General features: G+C 59.3%; 13 protein-coding genes. 8 read left to right on the top strand and 5 right to left on the bottom strand.

What is annotated here, in order from left to right:
- Nucleotides 1–19: 19 nt before the first annotated feature.
- A complete protein-coding gene (locus ACR0LW_RS11250; protein ID WP_480581795.1) occupies nucleotides 20–661 on the bottom strand; it encodes a TetR/AcrR family transcriptional regulator in 642 nt (213 codons plus the stop codon).
- 87 nt (nucleotides 662–748) lie between these two features.
- Between ACR0LW_RS11250 and ACR0LW_RS11245 the strand changes: the two genes are divergently transcribed.
- Nucleotides 749–1,909 (top strand): efflux RND transporter periplasmic adaptor subunit, encoded by a 1,161-nt coding sequence (locus ACR0LW_RS11245; protein WP_480581792.1) that lies wholly within the window; start codon nucleotides 749–751, stop codon nucleotides 1,907–1,909.
- 12 nt (nucleotides 1,910–1,921) lie between these two features.
- Entirely contained in the window at nucleotides 1,922–5,065 is a 3,144-nt protein-coding gene (locus ACR0LW_RS11240) for an efflux RND transporter permease subunit (protein WP_480882688.1), read from the top strand.
- Between the two features lie 101 nt (nucleotides 5,066–5,166).
- On the opposite strand, the gene ACR0LW_RS11235 is transcribed toward ACR0LW_RS11240, so the two are convergent.
- Nucleotides 5,167–6,243, bottom strand: coding sequence for a pyridoxal-phosphate dependent enzyme (locus tag ACR0LW_RS11235; protein ID WP_170451687.1), 1,077 nt, complete (start codon nucleotides 6,241–6,243; stop codon nucleotides 5,167–5,169).
- A gap of 81 nt (nucleotides 6,244–6,324) precedes the next feature.
- A complete protein-coding gene (locus ACR0LW_RS11230; protein ID WP_480882687.1) occupies nucleotides 6,325–7,344 on the bottom strand; it encodes a hypothetical protein in 1,020 nt (339 codons plus the stop codon).
- Between the two features lie 167 nt (nucleotides 7,345–7,511).
- Between ACR0LW_RS11230 and ACR0LW_RS11225 the strand changes: the two genes are divergently transcribed.
- Nucleotides 7,512–8,636, top strand: a complete 1,125-nt coding sequence (locus ACR0LW_RS11225) for a radical SAM protein (RefSeq protein WP_480882686.1) — start codon at nucleotides 7,512–7,514, stop codon at nucleotides 8,634–8,636.
- A gap of 39 nt (nucleotides 8,637–8,675) precedes the next feature.
- Nucleotides 8,676–9,482, top strand: a complete 807-nt coding sequence (locus tag ACR0LW_RS11220) for a hypothetical protein (RefSeq protein ID WP_480882685.1) — start codon at nucleotides 8,676–8,678, stop codon at nucleotides 9,480–9,482.
- On the opposite strand, the gene ACR0LW_RS11215 is transcribed toward ACR0LW_RS11220, so the two are convergent.
- Both ACR0LW_RS11215 and ACR0LW_RS11210 read right to left on the bottom strand, forming a co-directional pair.
- The gene (locus tag ACR0LW_RS11215) at nucleotides 9,475–14,760 is read right to left on the bottom strand and encodes a beta-ketoacyl synthase N-terminal-like domain-containing protein (protein ID WP_480882684.1); all 5,286 of its coding nucleotides are present in this window, start codon (nucleotides 14,758–14,760) and stop codon (nucleotides 9,475–9,477) included. The genes ACR0LW_RS11220 and ACR0LW_RS11215 overlap by 8 nt on opposite strands.
- On the bottom strand, nucleotides 14,726–15,508 hold the full coding sequence (locus tag ACR0LW_RS11210; protein WP_480882683.1) for a thioesterase II family protein: 783 nt from the start codon (nucleotides 15,506–15,508) through the stop codon (nucleotides 14,726–14,728). Before ACR0LW_RS11210 ends, ACR0LW_RS11215 begins: the two co-directional genes overlap by 35 nt.
- A gap of 230 nt (nucleotides 15,509–15,738) precedes the next feature.
- On the opposite strand from ACR0LW_RS11210, the gene ACR0LW_RS11205 reads away from it, so the two are divergent.
- The 4 genes from ACR0LW_RS11205 to ACR0LW_RS11190 all read left to right on the top strand — a co-directional run bounded on the left by ACR0LW_RS11205 (nucleotide 15,739) and on the right by ACR0LW_RS11190 (nucleotide 19,167).
- Complete coding sequence (locus tag ACR0LW_RS11205; RefSeq protein WP_480882682.1) at nucleotides 15,739–16,299, top strand: hypothetical protein; 561 nt, start codon at nucleotides 15,739–15,741, stop codon at nucleotides 16,297–16,299.
- Between the two features lie 9 nt (nucleotides 16,300–16,308).
- Nucleotides 16,309–17,091 (top strand): COG1470 family protein, encoded by a 783-nt coding sequence (locus ACR0LW_RS11200; RefSeq protein WP_480882681.1) that lies wholly within the window; start codon nucleotides 16,309–16,311, stop codon nucleotides 17,089–17,091.
- A 30-nt stretch (nucleotides 17,092–17,121) separates the two neighbouring features.
- The gene (locus ACR0LW_RS11195; protein WP_480882680.1) at nucleotides 17,122–17,844 is read left to right on the top strand and encodes a hypothetical protein; all 723 of its coding nucleotides are present in this window, start codon (nucleotides 17,122–17,124) and stop codon (nucleotides 17,842–17,844) included.
- Between the two features lie 372 nt (nucleotides 17,845–18,216).
- Entirely contained in the window at nucleotides 18,217–19,167 is a 951-nt protein-coding gene (locus ACR0LW_RS11190) for an ABC transporter substrate-binding protein (RefSeq protein ID WP_170517634.1), read from the top strand.
- Nucleotides 19,168–19,220 lie beyond the last annotated feature (53 nt).

Genomic DNA, 19,220 nt, shown 5'->3' with positions numbered 1-19,220 from the left:
CCCATAGGCTGGTGCAGGGTCAACTCAGCATTCTTTGCGAGACGTCTTCCAGAAGATCGTGCAAATCGAAATCCTGGCCTTTCTCTGCAAGCGCATGGTCTTTCAGGATGAAGGACAACCCGTGAACGAAACTCCACAACAGAAAGCCTCGGCGGCGGACCTCTTCTGTGATTTCCGATTCACCCAGACATTTCGCCACTTCGGCCAAGAGAATCCCAAAGCTCTGCTGCCCACCTTCTTCAAGGCGCTGGTCGGCGATGCGGTCCGTGAATCCGCCGAATTTCAGCCGGAAAATCCCCGGCTCGTTCAGCGCGAAGGCAATGTATTCCATGCCGATTGCGGTGATGCGTTCGGGCGAGCCTTCGGGGATGCCCTCGAGCGCCGCCAGCATGTTTTCGCGATGCCGGACCATCCCTTCGAGAACGGTGGCGACAAGCATTTCCGTCTTGTCCTTGAAGTGTTTGTAAGGCGCAGCGGTGGATACTCCGGCCAGCCTGCAGGCTTCGGATACGGAAAAACTGTCGGGGCCTTTTTCTTCCACCAATTGCCGGGTCGCTTCGATCAGGGCGGCCCGTAAATCACCGTGATGATAGGCTTTCTTGCCCACGGCCTGGCGGTCAGCGCCCCTGGTTGGCGCGAGGATTTTTTCTGTGCTCGTCATGATCCAACATCTGCCAGATCGCGTACCCCTTGTCAAAGTAAGAGGTTCTAACATATGTTAGAGAGGCTAACTTGATGAGGTCCCCAAATGCCGAATCCTGCGACATCCCCCTCTGAACCTGCCAAGCAAGGTCTGTTTTCGCGCGTGTTGCGCGGCACGGTGCGGCTTGGATTGACCGTCAGCGTGATCGCCGTTGCAGCCGCCGCTGTTTACGTCGGAACCGCGGAACTGACGCGCAGGGCGGATGCTGTGCCTGCACCAGACGCCGCCGCAGTGACCCCGGTATCCGTCACTCCGATCATCTCTGAAAACGCCTATACGGTGGATCGGGTCTTCATCGGGCAGGTCGAACCTCAACGCTCGGCTGATGTTTCGTTCGAACTGAATGGCAGGCTGGATCAGATTCTTGTGGATGAGGGCGATGCAGTGGCCAAGGGGCAGCTTCTTGCGACCTTGGACATTGCGCTGCTGGAGGTGGAACGCGATCGCCTGACCGCGTCACGAGATGCCATTGCCGCGCAGCTTGCCTTTGCAAAGAAAACAGTCGAGCGAAACGCAAAACTCATCGGGCAGGGCTTTACCAGCCAGGCCCGTCTGGACGAGGCCGTCGCGCAGCAGGATGAACTGTTGTCCCGGATTGGTGAGCTTGACGCTGGTTTGCGGGATGTGACGGTGCGAATCGAGAAATCCAGCATCGAGGCCCCGTTTGCGGGTCAAATCACCTCGCGGCACGTGGATGGCGGGGAAACGCTCCGGTCCGGTGAGTTGGTGTTGGGCATGGTCGAGCTTGTCTCGCCTCAGGTTCGGATCGGAATCCCGCTGGATGTCGATCCGGCGCTGCTGGCGGATGTTGAGATCGAAATCGCGGGTCAGAGCTACCTGGCAGAACTTGCAACCCTGCGCCCCGATATTGATCCGGTGACCCGTACGCGGACGGCACTGTTCGATCTGAAAAACGGGCCGGATGTTGCGTTCGGGCAGACTGCACGCGTGCATGTCCTTGATCCGGTGGAAAGTGCCGGGACATGGGTGCCCACGACATCCCTAAAGGAAGGGACGCGGGGGCAGTGGACGCTGCTGGTTGCCGATGCGCAAAAGACCGTGCGGCTTGCGACTGTCGAAGTGCTGCATGCCGAGGATGACCGGGTCTTTGTGCGCGGGCAGTTTCCGGACGGGACCGTCCTGATCGATCAGGGGCCACAACGTGTCACTGTTGGTCAGCGTGTCGCCTTCGGCGCCGGCGAGTAACGGAGCGGTCCCATGGAAACCCTGACCTTTCGCCACCCCCGCCTTGTCGCCCTGATTATTCTGGTTCTGGTCTCAGCGGGCCTGTCATCCTTCCTGTCGCTGGGACGTCAGGAAGACCCTACGATCACCAACCTTTTTGCAACAGTGACCACACAGTTTCCGGGTGCTGACCCCGAGCGGGTCGAAGCGCTGGTTACGGCAGAGATCGAGGAAGAACTGCGAAAAATCGCCGAGGTGGATGAGATCAGTTCCGTGTCCCGCTCGGGCGTTTCGGTGGTCTCGGTCGAATTGCTGGAAACACTGGACGAAGCCACCATAGAACAGGTTTGGGCCGAGGCGCGCGATGCCGTCGAAGATGCCCGTCAGACCTTCCCGGCAGGTGTGCTGCCCCCGGATTTCGATGCCGAGGGCATTTCGGCCTATTCAGCGGTTATCGCAGTCGCTGCGGATAGCCCGGATTTCCCGGTCACATTGTTGTCGCGCCATGCCGAGGCCTTGGGGGATCGTTTGCGCGCGATCCCTGCAACGCGCGCCGTTGAGTATTTTGGTCAGCCAGATGAGGAAGTGCTGGTCAGTGTGGATATGGACAGGGCAGCGGCCCTGGGGCTAAGCGCCGCCGAGATCTCGCAGCGCATTGCCGAGGCGGATGGCAAGGTCCAGTCGGGCCGACTGCAATCCGACGTGGATTTGACAATCAACATCAGCGGTGAAATCGAAACGCTGGACCGCATTCGCAGCATCGTCCTGCGGGAAAGTGAAGAAGGGGCGGTGGTGCAGCTGGGCGATATCGCCAGCGTGGATCGCGGTGCGCGCAATCCGCAATCCTCAATCGCCTTTGCCAATGGCAAGCCCGCCGTGCTGGTGGGCGTGCTTGCACAAGACGGCGCGCAGATCGACCGCTGGACCGGTTTCCTGCGGGACGAGCTTGCGGCAGGTGCGCCGTCGGTCCCGTTGGGCGTTCAGGAAGTGCTGCTGTTCGATCAAAGCCAGTATACAACGGACCGTCTGACCGAGGTCGGGATCAATATGGCCATTGGCGTCGCGCTGGTTGTGGCCGTTTTGTTCATCACACTTGGTGTTCGCGCTGCGGCCATTGTGGCCTTGGTGCTGCCTGTCGTCTCATTGGCGACCTTGGCCACGATGAATATGATCGGGCTGCCGATCCATCAGATGTCTGTCACCGGCCTGATTGTGGCCTTGGGTCTGCTGGTGGACGCGGCCATTGTCATGACAGACGAAATCCGACGACGCTTGCAAGACGGGATGGCCCGTATTGCCGCCGTGCAGGACGCCGTTCGCCGGTTGGCCGCGCCGTTGCTGGCATCGACGGTCACCACGGCGCTGGCCTTTACACCCATGATCCTGCTGCCCGGGCCCGCCGGGGATTTTGTCGGCGCCATCGCCATTGCGGTGGTTTTGATGCTGGTGTGGTCTCTGGTCGTTGCCCTGACCGTGACGCCGGCGATTGCGGGCTGGGTTTTGTCCGACCGCCCGGATGCCGGAATGCTGAGCCGGGGCATCAGCATCCCGCCGCTTGCCCGCCTGTTCGAAGCCTCGATCCGCCTGTCGGTGGCCAACCCGGTTCGGTCCATCGCACTGGCGCTGGTTCTGCCCGTGCTTGGGTTCGCGGCCTTCCCGACGCTGACCGCGCAGTTCTTTCCGGGTGTCGACCGCAACCAGTTCTATATCGAGATCGACATGCCAGGCGGCACATCCATTGCCACCACCGAAGCAACAGCGCGGCAGATCGACGCCATGCTGCTGGCCGACAAAGGCGTCAAAAGCGTCTACTGGACCGTGGGTGAGTCCGGCCCGGCCTTTTACTACAACATCGTCGGCAACCGCTCACGCGAACCGGGGTTTGCGCAGGCCATGATCACGACCGACACCGCCGATGACGCAGCCCGCCTTGTTGGGGCGCTTCAAAGCCGTCTGGATACCGATTTCCCCGATGCTCAGATCATCGTACGCAATCTGGTGCAAGGCCCGCCGGTTGACGCCCCGGTCGAGGTCAAAATTCAGGGGCAGGACATCACTGTTCTGCGCAATCTGGGCGACGAAGTTCGCTCGATCATGGCGAACCTTGATCTGGTGACGCAGGCACGGGCCAGCGTCAACGGCGGCAACCCTCAGATCCGGTTCGAGATTGATGAGGTCAAGGCCCGCCTGCTGGGACTGGACGTGGCCGATATTGCCAGTCAGTTGGATACGGCACTGGTGGGCATTACCGGCGGGTCGCTGATCGAAGGCACCGAGCAATTGCCTGTGCGCGTACGGCTGGGCGACGAAGTCCGCTCGGACCTGAGCGCGATTGTCAGCATGCCGATCCTGTTGCCGAATGCCCCTGCAGTTTCGGCCACCGGAGTGTTCCCGGCAGTGCCGTTGTCAGAACTGGCGCGGCCCGTTCTGGAACCTGCCGAAAGCACCATCACCCGGACAGATGGCGTGCGCGAAAACACCATTCAGGCGTTCATCGTGCCGGGCGTATTGCCGGAAGAGGCGTTGCAGGACGTGCTGGAAGCGCTGGACGCATCCGGATTTGTCCTGCCGCAAGGCTACTCGATGTCTTTGGGCGGGGACAGCGATGCGCGGTCCAACACGGTGGGCAATCTGCTGGCATCTGTCGGGCTGATTGTCACCTTGTCGATTGCGACTATTGTGCTGACCTTCAATTCCTTCCGTCTGACCGTTGTAACGCTGGTCGTGTGCATTCTGTCCGCCGGACTGTCGATGCTGTCACTGGCCGTCATGCAATTCCCATTCGGGATCACCGCGATCATTGGCGTGATTGGGTCAATCGGCGTGTCGATCAACGCGGCGATCATCATTCTGACCGGATTGCAAAAGGACCCGGATGCAAGTCAGGGCGATCTGCACGCCATGGCGCGGGTTGTGTCAGGGTCAAGCCGCCACATTATCTCAACAACCATCACCACGTTCGGCGGGTTTCTTCCCCTGATCCTTGGCGGGGGCGCATTTTGGCCGCCCTTTGCCGTGGCAATCGCCGGTGGTGTTTTGCTGTCGACTGTGGTGTCCTTTTACTTCACGCCGCCCGTCTTTGCGATGTTGTACCGAAGACGGTCTGGCGCGATATGCTTACCTGCCAGCCGGAAATCCGAGCCTGGCACTGCGGTTGTCCCACTTGCCGCCGAATAAGAGTTCTGACGCCTGAGGGCAGGGTTCTTTTCGGTTTCGCCAACCTATTTTGAGACGATCAGGAACAGATCGTCTCAATACGCGCCAATAAAAGTGGAAACCTACTCGGCCACCATTTGGGCAGACGGCGTGGACATCGAGATTGCCTGTTCCTCGTCCGTCATCTCGTCTTCGATCCCTTCAAACAAAGGTGTCGAGAGATAGCGTTCGCCCGTATCCGGCAGCATGACCAAAATCACCGAACCTTCGGGGGCATCTTCGGCCACCTTCATCGCCACTGCAAAAGTCGAACCACCGGAGATTCCGGTAAAGATACCTTCCTCGGCGGCAAGGCGGCGCGACCATTCGATGCCTTCGGCACCAGGAATTGGGATCAACTGGTCATAGTAGGATTGATCGATCGCTTCCTGCAGAACCCACGGGATGAAATCCGGCGTCCAGCCCTGAATGGGATGCGGCTCAAACTCGGGGTGGCTTTCGGTTGGCTGATGATCCGCATTGCGGGTGTTTACATAGCCCGATCCGACAAGGGCCGCATTCGCAGGCTCGGTCAGGATGATCTTGGTGTCAGGGCGTTCCTTGCGCAGAACGCGCGCGACGCCGGACACCGTTCCGCCCGTTCCATACCCCGTGATCCAGTAATCCAGCCGTCCGCTGCCGAAATCGCCAAGGATTTCCTGCGCGGTTGTGTTTTCGTGGATATCCGCGTTGGCGGCGGTCTCGAACTGGCTGGCCAGGAACCACCCGTTCTGCTCGGCCAGTTCCTTGGCCTTGGTATACATCCCAAAGCCCTTCTGCGCCCGTGGCGTCAGAACAACCTTCGCACCCAGAAACCGCATCAGCTTGCGCCGTTCGACCGAGAAGCTGTCTGCCATGGTCACGACAAGCGGGTACCCTTTGGCCGCACAAACCATCGCCAAACCGATCCCGGTATTGCCCGACGTCGCCTCGACAACCGTTTGACCCGGCTTCAGGCGACCGTCGCGCTCGGCTGCTTCGATGATGTTGAGGGCCAGACGATCCTTGACAGATCCGGCAGGATTGAACGCTTCGAACTTGACATAGACGGACACATGCGCCGGTGCGATCCTGCCGATGCGGATGCAGGGCGTGTCACCTACCGTGTCCAAAACACTGTCGAACAGGCGTCCACGCCCCTTAGTCTTGCGAATAGCCATGAGGTCCTCCCAGTTTTCTTTGTTTGCGAACCGTGCCACAGGTCGGCTCAGATTGATACGTCACTTGGTCGTTCTGCGGGGTCAGACGCTGATCGGAGAGATGCCGCCCGCGAAAGCCGCCAAAATGGGGGCGGCCAGCGCAAAACCTGCGCGCATGAAATCGCCGGGCCCATCTGACAGCCCGTGTTCCTTGCGCCAGTCCTGAACGTCAAAATCGTCCTCACCGCCTTCATTCTGGCGGGCGGCGATTGCCAGATTTGTGACGCGGCCGTCCAGAATTACAGCCACAGGCAGGAAAAAGCTGAGCATCAGCAGGCAGAAATAGGTGCCGGTCAGCAAGGCCGAGGCGGTGACCAGGGATGTGAATGCGGATTTTTCCGACTCGGCAATCACCGGCAAGGGCCAGTACATCCAGCTTGAGGCGAAAAACATGCCGAAAGTCAGGATCAGGCTGGACAGGTAAAGCTGTTGCTTCATCTGGCGTATGTTGCGGGCCAACCTGACGGCGGTGTCTTCGATATCGCCGTTTTCGCCGGTTGCCAGGCACAGGATCATTCCCGCAATCAAAGCCCCGACCGCAAGACCTGCCAGCCCGGTGATGATGTCCATCACACGACGGAACAGTGAAAACACCGGAATTTCCCCGCATGTGCCCATCAGCCAGCGATCGCCGACGCTCTGGCAGCCGGGCAGGGTTCCTTTGGACAAGGTCATCTCGAACACTTCTTTTCCCACCTGCCGGTAAATTTGCGGCGGCGTTCCCGTCAGGTACTGTTGGATCACCGGGATCATGGCCAGCATAAATACGACCAGAACGGTCAGAACCGCCGCAACCCTTGTATTCCGTTCGGTCGGGCGCATCAGATTTCGGGCCAGCACCGCGACCGGCAGAATGGCCAGCGCGGCAAAGAACCAGGCGGCGGCAAGAAACCTGTACCTGCCAACCGTCTCCAACCAGTCCTTGTCCTGCACCAGAATGTCAGGGGAAAGGTCCAGATCCTTGGACAGCATATGGGTCTGGATCAGTTCATGGACCGCAAAGACGCATATGGGCAGCGCGACAATGGAAAAGTAAACCAGTTCAACTCGACGTTTGCGCACGCCAGACCCCCTGCGTGAAAAACCATGACAAAACAAAGCATATCACGGATTTGAAGCAGCTTCATCGTTTCTGAGGTTCAGCCCACGGGCCACGCATGTCGGCAGTTTTCGGCCATGGCTTGGCCACGGTGTGTTATGATCAAGCCCGAGCAAGTTTTGGTGGGGCCATGATCAACCCGATTCAGAACTATCACTACAATCAGCAGCGCCGCGCCGGGCCCCGGCCTGTCCTGTGTTACAGCCCATCGACCAGCCTGTATTTCGGCACGGACGGCAATGTCTCAAGCTGTTGCTACAATCGCGAGCCTTTGGGCCGGTACCCGGATCAATCCATCCACGAAATCTGGCAGGGGCGTCCGCGCCAGACATTGTGCCAGCGCGTGGCAAAAGGCGAACTTGGCGGAGGGTGCAACGGATGCGGATCGCAGATTGAATTCGGGAACTACGGCGCGGTCGTCGCGCAGCACTTTGACCGTTGGAGCGTTGATCCGGATCACCCAACCTCGTTTTCCTTCGAGTTGCACAATGCCTGCAATCTTGAATGCATCATGTGCAATGGCGAGCTGTCCTCGCGCATTCGCCGCTACAGGGAACTGCGTGCGCCCATGCAGCAAGCTTATGGCGATGGTTTTGTCGAGGAGTTGGAGGATTTTATCCCGTACCTCGAAGGCACGACCTTCTATGGTGGTGAGCCGTTCCTGATGCGGCTTTACTACCGGATTTGGGAGAAGATGATCACTCTGAACCCGGATTGCGAGATTACCATTCAGACCAACGCAACCCTGCTGCCGGATCAGGCCTTGTCCGTGCTGGAGCGGGGTAACGTACATATCGGTATCTCCCTCGATACGGTCCGGCGTGACACCTATGGCTCGATCCGGCGCAACGCGGATTTTGATGAGGTGATCCAAAACACCCGCTGGCTGGCTGACTATTCGCACCATCACAACCGGCCCATTGGCATTTCGGCCTGTATCATGACGGTGAACTGGCAGGAGCTGTCCGAATTGATGGATTTCACCGACGATCTGGGCGCGGTTTTGTATTTCAACACAGTGTGGGAGCCCGAGCATCTGTCGCTGGCTTATGCCGAACCCACCATGATCCTGCGCGTCATCGAACATTACAGCCAGCTTTCGGTCGAACGGGGGCTGCGCGGGCCGCATGATACCGCCGGAACCGTGACATCGACCAATCTGACGGGATATATCGCCCTGCTTGGAACTTGGTATCAGGCCGCTATCCGCCGGGCGGGTGAGGCGAAATTGGCGAATTTCAACAGTTTGGTGTAAGCTGGCCGCATTGGCGAGTGCAGCAGACAGAGGGCTGAGATGGCTAAAGCAACCGGCAAGCAACCCGCAAAACGCCCGCGTCCCAAAGCAAAGCAAACGGCGCCCAAGCCCAAACCCAAGCCGGAACCGGTTGAGGTTAAGCCGGAGGTCGAGGTTGCGCATGCCGCTGAACCGCCCACGCATCACGGATTGGGCAAACAGGCGGAATTGCAGGCAGCGATGGAGGAAAGCTATCGCCAGCTTCAATCGATCTATACCGCCTTCACGCAGCAATACACCGACGCAGGTACGCAATATCAGCGATTGTCGGAACAGGGCTATGACCCTGACATGGCCGATCTCTACAAGGAATTCACCGAAACGCGCGGGGCCGAGATTGCGCAAGAGGGGTTGCAGCTTGCCATCCGTTATGCGGCCTCGGCTCAGGTCCTGTCCAAGCGTTATACGGACGAACTGTTCCAGTTTCTGAACAATCGGGGAAGAAACGGGCTTGCTGCCGAGCAGCCCGCGCAACCCCAGACGGCCACGATCTCATTGAGCGGCGCGGCTGGCAGCACCCTGTCGGCCAGTTTCGAGTTGGAGAACAGCACCGCGACAAGTGTCAGCCCCCGGATTTCGACCACCCCGGTTCTGGACGAGGACGGCGTTGCAGTTGAAGGCGCGATGATCGACGTGATCCCCGATCTGATCAATCTGGCACCGGGTCAAAAGCAACTGGTCAAGGTCATGGTTCCCGTCGACGCCGAACTGTACCGCGCAGGGCATAGCTACTCTACAGCGTTGGTCATCGTAGGGTTAGGACAGGCGCGCAATCAGTTGATTTCCATGGAAATCGACGTCAGTTAGAGGGCTTCCTGAGCCGCCAGATGCGATAGCTCCATTCCCCGGATTTCATCGACTCGTAAACCGCCGATCCGGGCGCGGCGAGGAAGTTGCTCATCTCCTGATCGCCGCCGAAGGCACCAAGACGCGACGCGGCAATCTCATCGCAGGACAGCAGAACATTCGGCGTGATGTCGCGTTCATCTTCGATGTCAAAGCCAAGATCTTTCAGACGTTCAATGCACTGGTTCAGTTTCCCGAGCGGTAGCAGGTCAGTGTAAAGAAACGCGCCGCCGGGTTTCAGGACGCGCAGGACCGAGGCATAGAATTTCTGGATCGCCGGATAGGTGTGTGAGCTTTCGATATTTGTGACCGCGTCGAACTGGCCATCCTCGAATGGCAGGTTCTCGGCGTCGCCTTGCACAAAGGTCAGGCGGGGATCGGTATGCGTTTTCCGGCAGAACGCGATGGCGGCCCCGGATAAATCCAGCCCGGTGACAGAGGCGGGCTCAAAGAACTCGACCAGCGTCCGGGCCGTACCGCCGCGACCGCATCCCACATCCAGAACGGATGTGCCGTCAATCGGGTGCGTGCCAATCACCTCCAACGCAAGTTTGACCGAGTTTCGGTTCATCATCGTGTCGCTGAGCCGGACATCCGACGCCGCGGGCGCACCGTTGGGCGCATAGCCGTAGTTCAGGAAATGCGCAAAAGTCCCGAAGGCCGAGCTATCAAGCTGGTTGGTCACGCCGTCATACATGTCCTGAAAGCTTTTCTTGGCCCCTTCCAGGTCAAGATCAGGCTCGGGCTGTGGGGCCGCAATGTCCGGCTGGATTGGTTTGTCGGTGGTCTTGCCAATATTGGCTTCGATGATCGGGGCCAGACCCGCGATTGTGGGCGTATCAAAGATCTGGCCGACCTCGGGGTTAAAGCCAAAGCGCTCCTCGATCCGCATAGTCATTTCGATGGCCAGCAGCGAATGACCGCCCAGTTCAAAAAACTTGTCATGGATGCCAACGGGGCTGAGGCCCAGCAGATCTTCCCAAATGCCAGCGAGGATGGTCTCCATATCCGTTTTTGGTGTTTCGAACGGGTTGCTGAGGTTGGGGCGGCTATGGCCCGTGGCAGTGGTTTCGGTGGTTTTGGGCGTAGCCGTGAACTCGACCCATTCCGCCAGACGCGCGTGCAACGGGGTGGCTGAGATCACGATCTGATTGGCCTCCAATGCAGACAAACGGTGCAGCGCCTCGACCCCATCTGCGGGCGAGATTGCGTCCTCTCCATGCGACTGATCGGCAAAGGCCCATTGATCCCAGTTGACCGAAATCCAGCGGGTATCGGAGGGGCGCGAGGCGGCGAACGCGTCCAGCATCTGGTTTGCGATGGCGTAATATCCAAGGTTCAATCCGCCAAGAACAGCGGACAAGGACGAGCCCAGCATGACGAAATCCGGGCTGTGATCGTGCAATACCTGCGCAAGTACGCGGGCACCGCCGATCTTTGGGTCAATCTGACTGTGCAGATCGTCTGCTGTCAGATCGCTGAGTTTGCCAAACCCGCTGCCAACATTTCCGGCCATGTGGAAGACGCCATTGATAGGGCTTAGCTTTCGGACGGCTTCGGACAAGGCGCTGCGCATCGCCTTTTCGTCCGACACGTCTGCTTTCAAAACCATAACTTCGGTTTTGTGCGACAAGTCCAGCAGCCTGCGTGCCAGCATCGCGGTTTTGTCGAACTCGTTGGGGCCGTTGGCCAGCGCCTCCCATTCGGATTCCGAAGGTCCGCCCGAACGGGACAAAAGGACCAACTTGGCGTTGTAGCGTTCGGCCAGCATCTCGGCCATTGCCAGCCCGATATTGCCCAAGCCGCCGGTGATGACATAGACATCTTTGCGTTTGAACAGAGGTGACGCTTCTACGGGTTCCAACTGCTGCGCCTGATAGCTGAGGCGGCACCGTTTCCCGTCGATATAGGCAACCGAAGGGGCGAACTCTGGCGCTTGCAATTCGTTCAAAAGCCAGCCTGCGAGGCGATCCGCGGCAGGTTTGGTCCGGTCGTTTTCCGCAATGTCGACCGAGGTAACGCGCAGCGAGGGGACCTCCTGTCCCAGCACCTTCGCCAAGGCGAGTGTAGCCGAGGCATCGACGCCCGTCGTCTCGTCCGCTCGGGCAGGCTGCGCCTGGGATGTGACCGAGATTATCCGAACCTTGGCCAGTCCGTTGGCTTTGGCGATGGCCAAAGCCGCGCTCTGCATCGCCATGACATTGGCCGAGGCGTCCAATAGCGCGAGAGGCCAGAGATAAACGGTATGTGTGATCGGCTTGTCGTTGTCCCGCAGTTCGCTTGCAAGCCGGGTGAAGTGTGTTGGATTGCTCGGATCAACCGAGAACGCCCTGTCCTTGCGGTGCATGAACCGCGAAGATGCGGTGACAATGGTAGCGTCGACCCCCTTGGATCGTAACGTTTTTTGCAAAACTCTGGCTGCTTGCCCCTTGTCGCTGAAGATCAGGACACGCGCATCGTCGGGCAGACCTTCCGTGTCTGTGATCGGAGCGTCTATCCACTTGGGCACATACCCCCAATCGACCATCGCTTTGCGCGTTGCCGCCGCGTCCACGCTGGGATCTTCTGCACCGCCGACCCAATAGCTGTCCCGTTCGAACGGGTAAATCGGCACGGGTACTTTGCATCGCGCTTCGTCCGCATAATAGCGATGCCAGTCGATTTCAGCCCCATGCGCCCAAAGCTGGCCGAGCGTGTCGGTGGCCATGTCAGCCTCGAACTGCGGGCCGGATTTGCTGTCCATCGAGGGCAGGGCGACCGAGCCGGTCCCGCTCAGTTGCAGCCCGGCGAGGTTGGTCAGGGATCGGCCGGGGCCGACCTCAAGGAAAATGGCATCGGGCAGGTCCAGCCCGGCTTTGACGCAGTCAGCAAACCGCACCGCGCTGCGCAGGTGCATGGCCCAGTAGGCCGGGTCGATTGCGGCGGTTTTGGTCAGGACGGTGCCGGTGAGGTTCGAATAAATGTCGATCTGAGGCGCACGCAGGCGAATGCCCTGAAATGCGTCGATGAAGTCGTCCAGAATCGGGTCCATCATCGCTGAATGGAACGCGTGTGAGGTTCGCAGAATAGTGGCTTTGATCTTCTGGTTCTCAAGCCGCTTCGCCAGTCGCTTGATTGCCGGGCTCGGTCCGGCCACAACGGTCATTCCGGGAGCGTTCACAGCGGCAACCGCGATGTCGTCGGGAAGCAACGGGCGCAGATAGGCTTCCTCTTTCGGAACTGCCAGCATCGAGCCGGGCTTGCATGACGCCATCAGAGCTCCACGTCGGGCCACCAGTTTTGCCGCGTCCTTTAATGTCATTACCCCGGCCAATGTTGCCGCAACATATTCGCCGATGCTGTGCCCGATCATCGCGCGCGGTCGAACGCCCCACGACATCCAAAGCTGCGCCAGCGCATATTCTACGGCAAACAGCGCAGGCTGCGTGAATTGCGTCTGCTTCAATTGCTCAGCCGCGCGTTCACGGTCCGCTTTTTTGGCGAAAACGATGGGCTTCAGGTCCAGACCGCTGCTGTCCCGAAAGGCGCGGCAACAACGGTCGAAGGCTTTGCGAAACACCGCTTCCGACCGATAGAGGCCCTTGCCCATGTCAGGGTATTGCGCGCCTTGGCCCGAGAACATGAAAACGACAGGGCGATCCTCGCCGCTGGATTCAATCGTGCGGACCTTGTCGCTGTTATTCGCCAACAGGGCCAAAGCGCTGCCCGCAGGGTTTTTGGCATCAACGCGCACATAGCGCCGAAGGGCAAACCGCGCGCGGCTTGTTTGGGTTGTGTAGGCAATATCCGCCAGGTCCGAGGGCGCGGCGCTCATGATGCGGCGTGCATGTGACAGCGCCAACCGATCCAGCGCGGCTTTGTTGCGTGCGGACATGACGATCAATTGCTGCGGGCGCCCCGGCCCGGATGGGCCCTGTTTCGGAGGCTCCTCGAGCAGGATATGCGCGTTGGTTCCGCCAACCCCAAACGAACTGACACCGGCCCGGCGCGGACCGTCGCTTGCCGCCACCTTGGTCGCGTCGCGGTTGACGTAGAACGGGCTGGTCGGAAAATCGATGCCCGGGGCAGGGATGTTGAAATGGGGGTTGGGGGGGACCGTGCCGGTCTCGGCCACCAAAGCGGCCTTGATCAGCCCGGTTACTCCGGCAGCGCAGCTTAGATGGCCGACATTGGCTTTGACCGATCCGATCGCGCAGAACTGCTTGTCCTCGGTCGATTTGCGGAACACGCGCGACAGGGCCGCGACCTCGATAGGGTCGCCGAGCATGGTCGCGGTTCCGTGCGCCTCGATATAGCCGACCGAGCGGGGCGGGATGCCCGCCATCTGAAACGCGGTTTCAATTGCACGGGCCTGACCTTCAGCGCTGGGCGCAGCATAGCTAACCTTGTTCGATCCGTCGTTGTTATGCCCAAACCCCCGGATCACGGCGCGTATGCGATCACCGTCGCGCAGGGCCTTGTCTAGCCGTTTGAGCACCACAAGACCCACGCCGCTGCCCACGATTGTCCCTTGCGCCGCCGCATCGAAAGGGCGGCACTGGCCGTCCGGCGACAGGATGCCCCCGGCAGCAAACAGGTAGCCGCGTCGCTGGGGGACCTTGACCGTAACGCCCCCGGCCAGCGCAATGTCGCAGCTTTCTTCCAGCAGGCTCTGACAGGCGAGACAGGTCGCGACGAGGGAGGTTGAGCATGAGGTCTGAACCGTGATCGCAGGCCCGGTCAGGTTCAGCTTATAGGCCACCTGTGTGGCCATGTAGTCCTTGTCGTTGGTGATCATCAACTGCATGCCGTCCAGAAAGCCCAGACGGTCAAGATTGCGGTTGATCAGGTACAGGTAGCCCGACAATTCACAGCCGCCAAAGACACCAACGTCTCCTTTGTAGCGGTCGGGTACATAGCCCGCATCTTCAAGCGCGTGCCACGCGCATTCCAGAAACAGGCGGTGCTGGGGGTCGGTCAGTTCCGCATCGCGCGGGCTGAAGCCGAAGAACTCGGCGTCGAACTTGTCCACGTCATCCAGCAGGGTGGCCTTGTTGACGTAGTTCGGCAGCTCGTGCAGCTCTTTCGGGACCTGCGCGCCTTCCATTTGCTCGGGGCTCAGCGTCGTGACGGCCTCGCGCCCGGCCAGCAGGTTCTGCCACAACTCATCCACACTGGCCGCGCCGGGAAAGCGGCCCTGCATGCCGATAATGGCAATCGACGCCTCATCCGGCGCGATGGAGATCCTTTGAGTGTTCATTCAGGGCATCATCAACGTAGTCGAAAAGTGTGTCGGCGAAATCCGGGTTGGAAAAGGGGAAGAAGTGATCGCCTGCAAACAGGCGGCATTCAAAACGGCTGCGCGTGCGGTGCCGCCAGCCGAGAATGCTGTGGAACGGAACCTGCGGGTCATTGTCCGAGCCGACCGCAAGGATTGGGCAGCTTAACGGGGGGTGCTTGCTGGCGCGGTCCGCGTCATACGCTTCGAGCAGGGCAAAATCTGCGCGCAAGGCAGGCAGAAACCGATCCATCAAGTCTGCATTGGACAGAACATCGGGCGGCGTGCCGTTGATGGCCTCAATCTCGGACAGAAACCTCGACCTTGGCAGCCCGGATATTGAGCGTTCACGCCGGGCCACCTGCGGTGCAGACCCGGCGACGACCAGCAGGTCGGGCGGCTTGCCCTGATCGTCAAGCGCGCGGGTGATTTCATAGGCCAGCAAGGCCCCGAAACTGTGACCGAATACAGCAAAGGGTCGATCTGTCAGTGGTTGAATCCCGGCCAGAACCGACTCGATCAGATCTGGCCAGTGATCCACTGGTGGTTGGTCCAAAAGCCGTCCGCGTCCGGGCAGGGTAACGGCCCTGACATCCAGAACCGGCGCAAATCCGCTCATCCAGTCGTGAAAGCGCTCTGCCGCGCCGCCCGCATGCGGAAAACAGACCAGCCGACCCGACAGCCCGGCATGGGTAGGGTTCTGCGGAGTCAATGCGATTTCTACACTCACAGCGTCTGTCACCTTTGGTGATACCCTCGTTCGCGTCGCGCAGACGTCGTTTTGGTCAGCGCCTATCATACCACGAATTCAGGGGTTTGACGCCGTCCAAGCCGCCGGACCACAGGTTCACCCGTGAAACAGAGGCCAAAATATGCTACCTTGGCGGTACTTTTTGCACAGTTTTCGTGCCAAGCGCTTACTCAGGTGCGGCGAGCACCGGAATGGATTTGGAGGTGACTATGCCAGGGGGCGGAGGCAAAGGTGGCGGTGGCCGCAGCACCGTAAACGTCAATAACGGACCCATCACAATCGACTCGGACACAGATGCCGATGTCACCATCAACGGCCTCGACGATATCGGTGTCACGCTGAACGGGGGTCAAACACCGATCAAGACCGAGACCAAGCTGGAAGGCGGCGATCCGATCAAGACCGAGAGCGTTCAGGACCTGAAAATCTCGGAACCCATCGTCAGCGAAAACACCACCGACCTGACGCTTGAGATCAAGCCGCTGTCGATTGATCTGAAACCTGTGGCGCTGGATCTGTGCACGACCGTCAATTACGGCAAGCTTCCGACCGGTATCATCCGCCAGCCCTATCACCACCATATCGGCGTGACTTATATGGGCGTCGAATATTACGGCGTAACCTATAGCGGCGAAAGCAAGCAGGTCTACGAAGAGTTGCCCTTCCGCCCCTCGGTCCAATTGCCTGCGCAAAGCTCGGCCCCGTCCGGTGGGTCGAAAACGGCCAAGCCCAGCACATCCTCGGGCGGCGTCAAAATTCACATCAAATAGGGGTGCGATATGGCCAGGGCTGCAAAGACCAAGACGCCGGATGTCACACTTCTTGAGCCACTTGTTCTGGTGGGCGCGCCCGGCGCGGTGCACGGCACCTTGAACCTGGGCAACGCAAGCACGGAACGCAAAGCCCTGCGTGATTTGAAGCTGACAGAGGTCAAACCCACATCGGGCCGGGGGGCGCGGGCTGCGGCAGCGAAACCCACACTATCCGTGGATCTGCCGCGGGTGAAACTGCGGGCCGGGGCCAGCAAGTCCGTACCGGTTACAGTAGCGCTCAGCCCGACGACCCCGCCGGGTATCTACGCGATGACGCTGCCCGTTGATGGCACAGAACACCCGGCCGAGGTTATCGTGACCGAGGTGGTGGATTTCGAGATCAACCCGGATGAGGTGTTTCTGGTCGGCGCCGCCGGAACCAAGGTCAAGAAACTGATGGCGTTCCGAAACCACGGCAATGTGCCGGTTGATGTTCCCTCCATCGGGGCCGTGCAATTGGATCTGGATCTGCTGCATTGCCGGGCGCAGCGCGAGACCCTGAAGAAACTGCGCGATACAGATCGGACTCTGGACGACGTCATGAAGGCCATGTCGCTGAGTTATGATGCCGAGCTGGAGAGCTTCACGCCGCTCAAGGTCAAGAACGATCCGGTAACGGTGGCTGCGGGGCAGACGGTCTCGCAAATGTGGGAATTCACGATACCGGGCACGATCCCCAAGGGGGTCGAGGCCAACGCGGCCATCCGGATTTTGTCTGAAACAGTGACAGTGCACATTCTGGCGGTTTGAACGCTCTGTCCGTGATGAGGAGGCAAGAAAATGCAAAGAACCATGACACGGCGCAGCAGTGGGAAGGGCAGAAACCCCGAGGTGTTTTACGGCTACTGCTACCGGACGCAGGGCATGCGGATGATGACGGTCGACGACTATCTCTGTAACCTGCGCGAGGGGTATACGCAGATACAAGCCTATACCCAAAGCCTGTACGGCGTCCCAGATGCGCGGCGGTCCTATTACGACGATTGTGGCTGCGATTGTGACCCGTGCGGGCACGACAGTTGCTGCGACTGCTGTATCTGCGATGGCGATGTGCTGATCGAAGCGCGCTGTTCTGAACGACGCGTTATCTCGCTGACCTTCTCAAATGACTCGCGCCGCACCCGTGACGTCACCGTTTCGCTGAGCAGCTTTTCAACCGCCAGCGGGCGCGATCTTGGCTGGGCGGCGGCCCTGTCGGACACAAAGTTCACGCTTGGTCCTTGCGAGGAAAAGGTGGTTCAACTTGTCGTAAATATCGATTGTTCGGTTTTCCTCAAAGACGATCCCGCAAGCACGGCAAGCACGGCAGGCACGGCAAGTTCAGCTGCCAAGGCCCGCAAGGATGACAATAACCAACGCCTTGTGGACGTGGACAGGTGCGAGGTCGCCTATGCCCGCGTCAGTGCCGATGGCTGCATTTCGCGCCCGGTTCTGGTTGCGGTCGCCGTATTGCCGAACCATTGCGACAGCTACGTCGCGACGTGCAAATGCGATTGTTGCTGATCAGGTCGCGCTGCAATCAGACAACTGCATAATGTAAGCCGTGCCTTGCGTGCATGGCGCGTTGCGCTTTACCTGCAGTAATTGTGGAAGGCGTTGCCTTTGCCCTGCGGTTTTCGCCGAAGACTTACGCAATTCGGCAAGTAATTCCGAAAATCTCGAATATTGGTTTTCGTAATTTCGAACAAACTTCGTTTCTGCTGTGTCGCGCTTGATGCGCAATACATTCGCATGTTTCACTTTTCCAACACGTGTATCGCCAATGGGTGCAGGCTAACAAGCTGCAAACACACGTGTTGTCAAAAAAGAACAGGCGCGGGTGGGTGGGACCTGCTGAAACACCGTGCCCCATAAAGTTCAACATGGAGAGATCTTATGAAAAAACTATCGTTGCTACTGGGTGGTGCTTCTGCAGTCGTCGCCCTGCCGGCTTTTGCGGCCGACATCGTGATCGGCGTACCAAACTGGGCCTCGGTCAACGCAACGGCGCATATCCTTGAGGTTGTCATCGAAGAGAATCTGGGCCTGGATGTCGAACTGCAAAACGGCACCAATCCCATCGTGTTCGAGGCGATGGACAGTGGTTCAATGCATGTTCACCCCGAAGTGTGGATGCCGAACCAGCAGAACCTGCATGATACCTATGTCAAGGATAACGGCACTGTTGTGATGAACGAAAACCCGGTTCAGGCGGAACAGGGCATGTGTATCCCGACCTATATCGCGGAACAGCACGGCATCACCTCGATTGATGACCTGAGCGACCCGGACAAGATGGCCATTTTCGACACAGACGGAAATGGCACGCCAGAGGTATGGATCGGCGCGCCCGGATGGGCCTCGACCGTGGTCGAGAAGATACGCGCGAAATCATATGGTTATGATCAGATCTTCGACCTGACCGAATACGAAGAGACCATCGCCTACGCCAATCTGGCCAACGCGACCAAGGCAGGCGATCCGTGGATCGGGTTCTGTTATAGCCCGCACTACATCTTCGTGACGCAGGATCTGACTGTGCTGGAAGAACCCGCCCATGATCCGGCGACCTGGACGATTGTCCAGCCGACCGATGATCCTGATTGGCTGGCCAAGTCCGAAGCATCAACAGCCTGGAACGGTGCGACCTTGCACCTGCACTATGCGAAAGAACTGGAAGAGGCCTATCCCGAAGTGGCCGCATTGTTCCGCAACTATCAGATGCAGGGCGACGACCTGAGCGCGATGGGCAAGGCGCTGGCCGTGGATAACATGGAAGCATCGGATTTCGCTCAGCAATGGGTGGCCGACAACGAAGACACGGTAATTGGCTGGTTGACCAACTAAGCCGATGAAACCCGGGCCGTTGCGACAGATCGCGACGGCCCTTTTCCTATCTG

The sequence above is a fragment of the Ruegeria sp. N4 genome, from assembly GCF_056531425.1.
Note: the sequence above shows the minus strand (reverse complement) of the source record. Positions and strands in the feature narration are given on the sequence as shown.